Here is an 11,161-nt window from a genome sequence, read left to right on the forward strand (position 1 = left end):
GCGTCATGCGCCGCGTCCCCCGAGGCGGACCGAGGGCGTGCGCTCGGAGATCAACCCGCGCGGGCGCCAGACCATCATGCAGACCATGGCGAGACCGAACAGGAGCAGGCGGTACTCGTTCGGATCGAATCCCTCGCCGAACACGGCCTTGAGGAAGGAGAGGTTGCGCAGCAGTTCCGGGGCGCCGACCATGACGATCGCCGCGATGGCGACGCCGACCTGGCTGCCCATGCCGCCGAGCACCACGATGGCGAGGATGATCGCGCTCTCGAGGAAGTTGAAGCTCTCGGGGCTGACGAAGCCCTGGCGCACGGCGAAGAACGAGCCGGCGAAGCCCGCGAACATCGCGCCGAGCGCGAAGGCGGTGAGCTTGGTCATGGTGGTGTCGATGCCCAGCGACCGGCAGGCGATCTCGTCCTCGCGCAGCGCCTCCCAGGCGCGCCCCAGCGGCAGGCGGCGCATGCGCAGCGTCACCAGGTTGGTGATCAGCGCCAGCGCGAGGATCAGGTAGTAGAGGAAGATGATGCGGTGGATCGGGTTGAAGGTCAGCCCGAAGGTCTGGGCGAACCCGCCCTCCCCGGCCGTGAACGGGATGCCGAAGAAGCTCGCCCGCGGGATCGAGGAGAGGCCGGCGGCGCCGCCGGAGAAATCGACCCAGTTGATCAGCACGAGGCGGATGATCTCGCCGAAGGCCAGCGTCACGATGGCGAGGTAGTCGCCGCGCAGGCGCAGCACCGGGAAGCCCAGGAGCACGCCGAAGGCGGCGGCGAACAGGCCCGCCAGCGGCAGGCAGATCCAGAACGACAGCCCGAACACGGTGGAGAGCAGCGCGTAGGAATAGGCGCCCACCGCGTAGAAGGCGACGTAGCCGAGGTCGAGGAGCCCGGCGAGGCCGACGACGATGTTCAGGCCCCAGCCGAGCATGACGTAGGTGAGGATGAGGATGCCGAGATCGATCCAGTAGCGCCCTTCGGACAGGCCGCCCGAGCCCAGCGCTGCGAGCAGCGGCAGGGTGAGCGCCACGGCCAGGGTCAGCGGCCCGAGGACCCGGCCGGCACGGGCCACCACCGGGGGCGCCCCCGCCGTGGCGATCCGGTGCGCCTCGCGCCGGCGCGAGACCTCCCCGAGGATCAGCCGCTGGCCCAGGCGCAGCACGAACACCGCGAGGCACAGGCCCGCGACGACGCCCCAGCGTCCGGTGAGCTCGAGGCCGGTGCCCTGCCCGAGATCGGTTCGGTAGGCCACCACCGGGATGCTCAGGCCGAGCGTCACCAGTGCGAAGAGTGCCGAATCCTTGAGCATTTCGGCGAACGCCGCGCCGGAGCCGCGGCCGACGGTGGGGGCCACCGCGCCGATGGTCGATCCTGTCGCCATGGTCAGACCTTCTCGACTTCGGGGCGTCCGAGGATGCCGGATGGTTTGAAGATCAGCACCACGATCAGGATGAGGAATGCGGCCACGTCCTTGTACTCGATCGAGAAATAGGCCGACCAGAAGGTCTCGATCAGTCCGATGATCAGTCCGCCGAGCACCGCGCCGGGCAGCGAGCCGATCCCGCCGAGGACCGCCGCCGTGAAGGCCTTCACGCCGGGCACGAACCCGTCCGAGAACGAGACCACGCCGTAATAGAGGAGGTAGAGCGTACCGGCCACGGCGGCCAGCGCCGCGCCGAGCACGAAGGTCAGCGAGATCGTCCGGTCCACGTTGATGCCGAGGAGTGCGGCCATGCGCCGGTCCTGCTCGCAGGCGCGCTGGGCCCGCCCGAAGGAGGTGCGCTGCACCAGGTACCAGAACCCGGCGAGCAGCAGCGCCGTCGTCGTCATGATGATCGCCTGCTTGTAGGACAGGGTCACGGTGTATTGCTCGTTCTGGTAGAGCACGATGACGTCGCGGACGAGGGGCGGCACCGGCTTGTTGCGGGCGCCCTGCACCACCTGGACGAAGTTCGACAGGAAGATCGACACGCCGATGGCCGAGATCAGCGGCGCCAGGCGGAACGAGCCGCGCAAGGGCCGGTAGGCCACCCGTTCGATCGCCCAGCCCCACAGGGCCGTGAGGATCATGGCGAGGACGAGCACGATGAGGAACACCAGGGCGACCGAGGTGAGCCCGAGCCACGACGTGAGGATGAGGAAGAAGATCAGGGCGATGAAGGAGGAGAGCATGAAGACGTCGCCGTGGGCGAAGTTCACCATCCCGATGATGCCGAAGACCATGGTGTAGCCCAGGGCGATCAGACCGTAGATCGACCCGAGCGTCAGGCCGTTGATGAACTGCTGGGCGAAAAATTCCATGAACCGGCCTTCGTTTCGGCGCCCGACCATCGGCAAACGCCGTTTGCGAATGGCATGCCAGCCTGGAATGTTCTGAACTGCCGCCTCCGGTCAATCCTCGCCGCGATTCCGCGCGTGAGCTTTTCCAGGCCCTGAAACGCGAGCGGCCCGGCGCTGGGGGCGCCGGGCCGTCGTGAAAGCGGGTCGGAATCCGGTGCCCAGGCACCGGCAGGATTTACTTGAGGAGGGAGACCAGCGCCTTGCCGGCGGGGGTCTTCAACTCCTTGGCGTCGAGCGTGCCGTCGTTGTCCGGATCGGCGGCCTTGAAGCGCGCCTCGACCAGGGCGAGGTACTCGTTCTTGTCGAGGGTGCCGTCCGAATCCGGATCGGCGGCCTTGAGGGCCTTCTTGCTGACGCGGCCCTTGAGCTCCTTGGCGTCGACGGTGCCGTCCTTGTCGGATTCCAGCTTGTCGAACAGGGCGCCGGCCACGGCCTGGGCCTCCTTGAGGTCGATGGTGCCGTCGTTATCTGTGTCGACCATCGAGATCACCTTCGACGCGCCCGGCCCCTTGGCCGAGGCCGGGATCGCCAGGGGAAGCGCGAGGGCGGCGGCACCCAGGACGACGGCGAGACGGGACAGATTGGACATGCAGAAGTCTCCACGAAAGGCAATTGCAAATGAGCGCCTAGCATGTCTCCGGACCTGAGCGGAAGATGGACCGCGCAAGGCAGTCTCGCGTCGCGTGCCCCTGGTCACGCTGCGACATCGCGCCATGATGGAGCGTCAGCCGGCTTCGACGCTGCTGTCCGGCAGGGCCTCGGCCTTGCGGATGACGCCCGCGAAGGTGACGTGCACGGCGTAGTGTCCGCCATCCTTGCTGGCCCGCACCTCGAAATGCTTCGGCTTGCGCGCCGGCACCCCCTCCGCCTGGTACCCTGCTTGGCGGAGTGCCGCGAGGGCGGTCGCAGGATCGGCCGAGGCTTCGTCCTTGCCCTTCGGACCGGGGTGGGCGATGGCGTGGCGGAGGCCGTCCGGCCCCGTGATCGCGGCGGCCTTGATCTCCGTGGGCCTGCGCTCGCCGGTCACCGCGACCGCGTTGCCGACCTTGAGGGTCACCGATCGCCTGGCCAACGCCCTGGCGCCCTCCGGTCCGAGATCGACCAGGATCCGGCCGTCAGGACCCTCGATGGCGAGGCGGTGGCCGAACAGGGCCCAGATCGTTCCGTGGGTGCTGTGCATCTCGGACATGGAAGTCTCTTTCTCTCTAATGTGCATGGGATGCGGCGGCTCCGCGAGCCGCCGCGCCGTCGATCGCGGGGCGCGCGTTCAGCGCGCGTCGGGCTTCGGTTGGCTCGGCAGCGCGGCGAGGCGGTCGAGCATCTGCAGGGTGAGGTCGGCGCAGGCCTTCATCGGCTCGTCGTCGGCGCACTTCACGTCGATGGCCGTCTCGCCCTGCTCCAGGCGGAAATGCGCGGCCTTCGGCGGAGGCGGTGGGGGCGGCGCATCGGGACCGCGGCGCAAGCCGACGGGGGGCGGGGCGCCGGCCTCCGGTCCCGGGCGCGGGCCGCCCGGAGGCGGGGCCGGCTGGGCGATGGCCGCGCTGGCGATGAGGATCGCGGCGGCGCTGAGGAGGGCGGTGGTCCTGGTCATGATGGGTGTCCCGTGGGTTGCGGTGGAAGGGGGTCGTTCCGGGGTTCAGAAGACGCGCGTCTCGCGGATCTGCCCGTCGAAGCCGACATGGAGCTGGCGCTCGCGGCCATCGCCGCCGCGGGCGGCGACCTCGAGGTGACGGGGGCCGCGCCCGGTGACACGGATGTCGGAATAGCCGGCGGCGGCGACCTGGGCGGTCAGGGTAGGAAGGTCGGGCTTCGCGCCGAGGCCGACCCGGTCCCTGGCCCAGTCGAGGGTGCCGGGGGGCGGCCCGCCGGCGGGGCCGACCAGGATCCGGCTTCCGTCGGCGCGGGTGATCAGCATGGCGTGGAGGAAACCGTTCTCGAACCGGCCCTGCACGGTGACGGCCTCGCCGGGCTTCACGAGGGTGCCTCCCTCCCCCCGGCGGCCGGTCTCGACCAGCGCCTTGCCGGTGCCATCCTGGATCACGAACTTGTTGCCGTAGATCTCGGCGACGTCGCCCTTGGCGGCGATGGCGCCCGAGGCCTTCAGGGCGGAGATCGCGGTGGGCTCCACCGGCGTCATCACGGCGGAGCCGTTCCGGGCGAGCGACAGGCCGATCGCGCCGAAGGCGAGGGGCGCCGCGACCGCGGCGACCACGAGGGTCCGGCGGGAGCGCTTCGGGGTCGGGGCGGCCGCGGGGTGGGCGGTCTCGCTGGTCGGGACGGTTTCGATCATGGCGGCTGTCCTTCTCGGGTTCGGCGGTTGCCCTCTCGGGTCGACGCCGTTCTAGGACGGGGCCGCGAACCCGGACTGAACCGCATGGTTCAGCCCCCGTTAAACGACGCGGCGTAGGCCGCTCGCCGTCCCGCCTGCGCCCTTCCGCCCACGGATTCGATCCCATGAAACTCCTGCTGGTGGAGGATGATGCGCCCCTCGCCGCCGCGATCACCAAGGCCCTGCGGGCTGAGAACTTCGCCCTCGACCACGCGGTGAACGGCGAGGACGCGCAGCATCTCGGCGAGACGGAGACCTACGACGCGGTGGTGCTCGACCTCGGCCTGCCCAAGCGCGACGGACTCTCGGTCCTCCAGGCCTGGCGGGCGGCGGGACGGACGATGCCCGTCCTGATCCTCACGGCGCGGGACGGCTGGAGCGACAAGGTCGCGGGCTTCAAGGCGGGCGCCGACGATTTTCTCGTGAAGCCGTTCCGGGTCGAGGAACTGGTGATCCGCCTGCGCGCCCTGGTGCGCCGGGCGACGGCGCACGGCGCCTCCCGCGTCACCTGCGGCCCCCTCAGCTATGAATCCGGTCTCGGCACCTTCGAGCGCGACGGCCTGCCCCTGAAGCTCACCGGCCTCGAATGGCGCGTGCTCTCCTGCCTGATCCTGCACAAGGACGGGGTGATGCCGCGCGGACAGCTGATCGAGCGGGTCTACGATGGCGACGCCGACGTCGACTCGAACTCCGTCGAGGTCATCATCACCCGCCTGCGCCGCAAGATCGCCCCGGCCCGGATCGAGGGCGTGCGCGGCCACGGCTACCGGCTGCTTCCGGGCGATCCCGCATGACCCCGCCGGACAAGCCGCGCTCCGCCGCCGGCCCCCGCCCGGCGGACAGGCCCGACCCGCCGGAGAAGCCGGCTCCGGCGAAACCCGTCGGCTTCCTGCATCTCGGCTCCCTGCAGCGGCGCCTGCTCCTGGCCGCCCTCGGTCTCGTCACCGCGGCCCTGCTGATCGCCGGCCTCGCCATCGGGCTCGTCCTGCACCGCTTCGTCCGTGCCCAGCTCGACAGCCGCCTCGACAGCCAGCTCGTCGCCCTGGCGGCCAGCCTGGAGCGTGGCCCCGGCGACCGCCTGCGCCTCGATCGCGCCCTCGACGGGCCGCCCTTCGATCGCCCCCGCTCCGGCTGGTACTGGCAGGTCCGCCAGGGGCAGAACACCCTGCGGTCCGAATCCCTGGAGGGGCGCGACCTGCGCCTGCCGGGGGCGTCCGCTCCGGCCGAGCCCGGCCGAGGCGGCCCGTGGCCGGACCGCCCGCCCCGCGAGCGGGATTCCGACCGGCGCGACCCCGACCGGCCGGAGCCCGGCGACGGCATCGGCCCCTGGGGCGAGTCCCTGATCCTGCGCATCCAGGTCCTGGCCCCGGAGGGAAGCGGTCCGCCGACGCTCCTCGTGGCCTCGGCCCCGGCCCAGGCCCTGAACGGCCCCCTGCGCGAGGCCGGCCTCGCCCTCGCCGCCATCCTGGGTATTCTCGGCCTCTGCCTCCTGGCCGGCACCGTCGCGCAGATCCGCCTCGGCCTCCGGCCCCTGGAGCGCCTGCGCCGGGACGTCGCCGAGGTACGGGCCGGCAGGCGTCACCGGATTCCCGGCAAGCAACCCGCCGAGATCCGCCCCCTGGTGAGCGAGGTGAACGCCCTCCTCGACCAGAACGCCGCCAACCTCGAGCGCGCCCGCACCCACGTGGCGAACCTCGCCCACGGCCTGAAGACGCCCCTCGCCACCCTGACCCTCGCCCTGTCGGACCGGACCCGCGACCCGGATGGCGGCCTCGCCGACCTCGTGGGCGCCATGGACCGGCAGGTGCGCCACCATCTGCGGCGCGCGCGGGCCGCGGCCCTCGGCGGCGGTACCCGAACCCGGACCGAACTCGCCGGACCGCTGGCCGACCTTCGGACCACCTTCGGACGCCTCTATGCCGAGAAGCATCTGGCCATCGACCTCGACCTGCCGGCCGGGCTCGCCGTGGCCTGCGATCCGCAGGATGTCGACGAGATGCTCGGCAACCTCATCGACAATGCCTGCCAGTGGAGCCGAGGCCGCGTCCGGGTCACCGCCGCCGCCACGGAGGCCGGCGTCACGGTGACCGTGGCCGATGACGGTCCCGGGCTCGACGCGGAGGCGGCCGCCCGCGCGGTGCGGCCCGGCGGGCGCCTCGACGAAAGCGTGCCCGGCCACGGGTTCGGCCTGTCGATCACCGTGGAACTCGCCGAGCTCTACGGGGGCGGGCTTCACCTCGCCCGCTCGGACCTCGGCGGCCTCGATGTCCGGCTGCTGCTCCCGGCCTGAGGTGCGGCCGGTGCTGCGCCGGACCTCCCCCGCACCGCAAGGATCTGCTGTGCATAAAGGAAAGTTAAAGGCTGGCAGCCCATGATCTCGCGTCGGGCGGTTCCGTCGCGGGCGACCGCAGGACTGGCCGAGAACCATCCTGTGCCGGCCCGAACCTGTCATCGACATCGGGTCACGCCGGCATCCAGGTCATGAGACGCGGAACGCGGAGAGTCCGCGGGCTGTGCGTCGGCGAGAAAGGGTTGTCGTGCCGAGCTCCAGTGTCGAGGCGCAGCGTCTGGCCATCCTCAATGACCTGAGGCTCCTGGAGTGCACGCCGGAGGCGCATCTCGATGCCGTCTGCCGGACGGCCTGCGCCCTGTTCGGCGTGCCGATCGCACTCGTGAACCTTGCCGGCCGCGACACCTACACGCCCAAGGCCCGCTGCGGCGTCGCCGTCGGCGGCACCCTCCCCCGGGCCGGCGCCTTCTGCGAGCGCACCATCCTGGGCGCGCCCGGCTCGGTGCTGGTGCTGCCCGACATTCTCGCCGATGCCGAATTCGCGTCGAGTCCCCTCGTCACCGGGGAGCTTCGGGCCCGCTTCTACGCGGGCGTGCCGCTCGCCCTGTCGGACGGCCTGCCCCTCGGCACCCTCTGCCTCATCGACACGGTCCCGCGCGACGATTTCGACGCGGCCCGGGTGTCGCAGCTGCGCGACCTCGGCACCGTCGTCGAGGCCCATCTCCGGCTCTCCGCGGCGCAGCGCGCGAGCCAGATCGAGCGGGCCGAGCGCCAGCGCACCGAAGCCCTCCTGGCCGCGAAGGCCGCCGACCTCAAGCTCGTGGTCGATGCCCAGCGGATGGCCGAGGCCGTCGCCCATATCGGTTACTGGCGCATCCATGCCCGGACCCGGACCGTGTCATGGTCGCAGGGCATCTGCGGCGTCTTCGGACGGCCGATGCCGCCCGGCGGCGAACTCTCCCTCGACGACCATCTCGCCTTCTATCATCCGGACGACCGGGCGGCGGTCGCGGCGCGCATTTCCGCAGCTCTGGAGAGCACCTGCCCCGGCAACGCCGCCTATCAGGGGCGCGCCCGCATCGTCCGCCCGGACGGCAGCCTGTGCCACGTGATCGTCCAGGGGGCGGCCGAACGGGATGCCGGCGGCCGCCTGACGGCGCTCTACGGCCTCGTCCTCGACGTCACCGACCTCGCGGTCTCCGAGGCACGGCTGCGCGAGAAGGACCTGCGCCTGCGCGCCACCCTGGAGACGATGGACCAGGGGCTGATCATGATGGACGCGCAGGGCTGCGTGCGCCTGCTCAACCCCCGGGCCCGCCACCTCCTCGCCTTGCCCGAGTCCGTCCTGCGCGAGGGCGCGCGCCTGTCCGACATCCTCGCCCGCCTGTCGGAGCGCGGCGACTTCTCGGCGATGCAGCCCTCGGCCGCGGGCCAGCCGCGCCTGCGCGACGCCGCCGGCGCCTGGACGCCGCTGCGGATCGACTGGCCGCGCCCGGACGGCACCACCCTCGAGGTGCGGGGCGTGACCCTGCCCGACGGCGGCGTCCTTCACACCTTCACCGACGTCACCGAGCACCGGGCGGCCGAGGCCCGCACCCGGGCGGGCGAGCGCCGCTACCGCATCCTGGCGGATTCCGTCTCCGACATGATCGTCCGGCGCAGCGTCGCGAACGTGCGCACCTACGTCTCCCCGGCCTCGCGCGACCTTCTCGGCTACAGTCCCGAGGAGATGCTGGACCTTTCCCTGGACGCCTCGCTGCATCCGGACGACGTGGCCGCCACCCGCGCGTTCCTCGAGGCGTTCCGGACCGGGCAGACCGAGACGGCGCGCATCATCCATCGCCTGCGCCACCGCGACGGCCGCTGGATCTGGGTGGAGGCGCAGACGCGCCTCGTGCGCGACGAGGCCGGGCTGCCCTTCGAGACCATCACCGCCGCGCGCGACGTCGGCGAGCGCGTCGCCGCCGAGCAGGCCCTGCGTCTGGGCGAGGCCCGCTACCGCGCGCTCGCCGATTCCCTGCCGCAGATCGTCTGGGTCGTCTCCCTGCACGACGGGGAGGCGACCTACGTCAACCAGCGTTTCGAGAGCTATTACGGGCCGATCGGCTCCGGCCGCGCCGCGCGCCTCGCCCGCAACCATCCCGACGATGCCGCACGGATGGAGCAGGTCTTCGCCGAGGCCCGGCGGCGGGACGAGGCCTACGAGGTCGAGGGACGCCTGCTCCGGCACGACGGCGTCTACCGCTGGCACAAGCTCGTCATGCTGCCGATCCGTGAGGACGGCGTGATGGTCGGCCTGCTCGGGACGGCCCTCGACATCGACGACATCGTCGCGGCACGACAGGCCCTGGAGGAGACCTCGAACCTCCTGCGGCTCGCGCAGGAATCCGCCGGGGCCGGGCTCTGGTCCTGGGACCTGAAAAGCGGCACCGTCCGCCACTCCGCCGACAGCGCGCGGATGTACGGCATCCCGGTGCCGGAGGGCCACGCCCCCGGCACGCCGGTGGAGGTCAGCGTCGGCGCCTGGGACAGCCACATCCATCCGGGCGACCTCGCCACCCTGTACGGCCACGTCTACCGCGCCCTCGCCGAGGGCACGTCCTACAAAGGCGAGTTCCGCCTGGCGGTTCCGGAGGGCGAGGCGCCGCGCTGGCTCCAGAGCTTCGCCCGCATCGTGACCGACCCGGACCTGAACGAGGCGGTCAAGGTCGTGGGCCTGACGATGGACATCACCGAGCGCAAGCTGGCGGAGGGGCGGATCGCCTACATGGCGCTGCATGACGGCCTGACCGGATTGCCGAACCGGCTCCTGTTCAAGGAGGGCCTCGGCAACGCCCTCGCGCGGGCGGACCGGCGGGCAAGCCGCTTCGCGGTGCTGGCCTGCGACCTCGACCGCTTCAAGGCGGTCAACGACACCCTCGGCCATCCGGCCGGCGACGCGCTGCTGTGCGTGGTGGCCGACCGCCTGCGCGGCGTGGTCCGGGACGGCGACACCGTCGCGCGCCTCGGCGGCGACGAATTCGCCATCATCCTGGCCGACCTCGACGACCCGCAGGAGGCCGGGCTCGCGGCGCGCCGCATCATCGAGGCGATGGAGCAGCCGGTCGATCTCGACGGGCACCGGGTCGGGATCGGCGTCAGCGTGGGAATCGGCATCGGTGCCCAGGACGGCGCCGATGCCGACACGCTGTTCCGCAACGCCGATATCGCCCTCTACCGGGCCAAGGCGGCGGGACGGAACACGTACCGGTTCTACGAGGCGGCGATGGATGCCGCGACCACCGAGCGCAACCTCCTCGAACTGGAGATGCGCGAGGCGGTGCGCACCGGCGGCTTCAGTCTCTACTACCAGCCGGTCCTGCACCTCGACAGCGGTACCGTGCAGGGCTTCGAGGCCCTGCTGCGCTGGCCGCATCCGGTGCGGGGCATGATCGCCCCGGGCGCCTTCATTCCTCTGGCCGAGGAGACCGGGCTGATCCGTCAGCTCGGCAGCTGGGCGCTGCGGGAAGCCTGCACGGAGGCCGCATCCTGGCCGGGCGACCGGCGCATCGCCGTCAATGTCTCGGCGGTGCAGTTCGGGCAGTCCGGACTCGAGCAGAGCGTGGTCGCCGCCCTGATGGCGTCCGGCCTCCCGGCGCGACGCCTGGAGCTCGAGATCACCGAGAGCGTGCTGATGCAGGATGCCGAGGCGGTCATCGCCTGCCTGCATCGCCTGCGCGCCCTCGGCGTCCGGATCGCCCTCGACGATTTCGGCACGGGCTACTCCTCGCTGAGCTATCTGCGGCGCTTTCCCTTCGACCGGATCAAGATCGACCGTTCCTTCGTGCGCGAGATCGCCGATCCCGGCACCGCCGCCATCGTGCGCGCCGTGGTCGGCCTCGGCACGCAGCTCGGCGCGCGCATCACCGCCGAGGGCATCGAGACCGAGGCGCAGATGGCGCAGGTCCGCCAGGAAGGCTGCACGGAGGCGCAGGGGTTCCTGCTCGGCCGGCCGATGCCCGGGGAGGAGGCCCGGCGATTCCTGGAGCACCTCCGCGATGCCGCCTGAAAAACCTGCGCGATGCCGCCTGAAAGACGCGTCATGTTTCTGTCGGAACGGGTGTTGACAGAAAAACCGGCCCCGCTTATACCCCGGTTCATCGGCGGGCGGCCAACGGGGTTGGCGGCTTGCTTTTGCATCTCCTGAGACTTGCGCGGGGTTTTGGCCTG

Annotated in this window: 9 protein-coding genes; 3 read left to right on the plus strand and 6 right to left on the minus strand. The window is 71.4% G+C overall.

The genetic code is table 11. The annotated features are described in order from the left end of the window. Positions 1–3 precede the first annotated feature (3 nt). The 6 genes from livM to ACLBWX_RS18575 all read right to left on the minus strand — a co-directional run bounded on the left by livM (position 4) and on the right by ACLBWX_RS18575 (position 4,623). Positions 4–1,374: a high-affinity branched-chain amino acid ABC transporter permease LivM gene (gene livM / locus ACLBWX_RS18550; RefSeq protein WP_447678470.1), complete on the minus strand. Its 1,371-nt coding sequence runs from the start codon at positions 1,372–1,374 to the stop codon at positions 4–6. A 2-nt stretch (positions 1,375–1,376) separates the two neighbouring features. After that, positions 1,377–2,294 (minus strand): branched-chain amino acid ABC transporter permease, encoded by a 918-nt coding sequence (locus ACLBWX_RS18555; RefSeq protein WP_055959172.1) that lies wholly within the window; start codon positions 2,292–2,294, stop codon positions 1,377–1,379. A 214-nt stretch (positions 2,295–2,508) separates the two neighbouring features. Continuing rightward, positions 2,509–2,922, minus strand: a complete 414-nt coding sequence (locus ACLBWX_RS18560; RefSeq protein ID WP_447678471.1) for an EF-hand domain-containing protein — start codon at positions 2,920–2,922, stop codon at positions 2,509–2,511. A gap of 135 nt (positions 2,923–3,057) precedes the next feature. Further along, positions 3,058–3,522 carry a hypothetical protein gene (locus ACLBWX_RS18565; RefSeq protein WP_447678472.1) on the minus strand — a complete coding sequence of 155 codons (465 nt, stop codon included), beginning with the start codon at positions 3,520–3,522 and terminating at the stop codon, positions 3,058–3,060. Between the two features lie 78 nt (positions 3,523–3,600). Beyond that, the gene (locus ACLBWX_RS18570; RefSeq protein ID WP_447678473.1) at positions 3,601–3,924 is read right to left on the minus strand and encodes a hypothetical protein; all 324 of its coding nucleotides are present in this window, start codon (positions 3,922–3,924) and stop codon (positions 3,601–3,603) included. A gap of 45 nt (positions 3,925–3,969) precedes the next feature. After that, positions 3,970–4,623 (minus strand): DNA-binding protein, encoded by a 654-nt coding sequence (locus ACLBWX_RS18575; protein ID WP_447678474.1) that lies wholly within the window; start codon positions 4,621–4,623, stop codon positions 3,970–3,972. 164 nt (positions 4,624–4,787) lie between these two features. Here ACLBWX_RS18575 and ACLBWX_RS18580 point away from each other — a divergent pair, with 164 nt between their 5' ends. The 3 genes from ACLBWX_RS18580 to ACLBWX_RS18590 all read left to right on the plus strand — a co-directional run bounded on the left by ACLBWX_RS18580 (position 4,788) and on the right by ACLBWX_RS18590 (position 11,000). Beyond that, on the plus strand, positions 4,788–5,456 hold the full coding sequence (locus ACLBWX_RS18580) for a response regulator transcription factor (protein WP_447678475.1): 669 nt from the start codon (positions 4,788–4,790) through the stop codon (positions 5,454–5,456). After that, positions 5,453–6,952 (plus strand): sensor histidine kinase, encoded by a 1,500-nt coding sequence (locus ACLBWX_RS18585; protein WP_447678476.1) that lies wholly within the window; start codon positions 5,453–5,455, stop codon positions 6,950–6,952. Before ACLBWX_RS18580 ends, ACLBWX_RS18585 begins: the two co-directional genes overlap by 4 nt. Positions 6,953–7,199: 247 nt before the next feature. Next, entirely contained in the window at positions 7,200–11,000 is a 3,801-nt protein-coding gene (locus ACLBWX_RS18590) for an EAL domain-containing protein (protein ID WP_447678477.1), read from the plus strand. Positions 11,001–11,161: the final 161 nt, after the last annotated feature.

The organism is Methylobacterium sp. M6A4_1b (assembly GCF_053345175.1).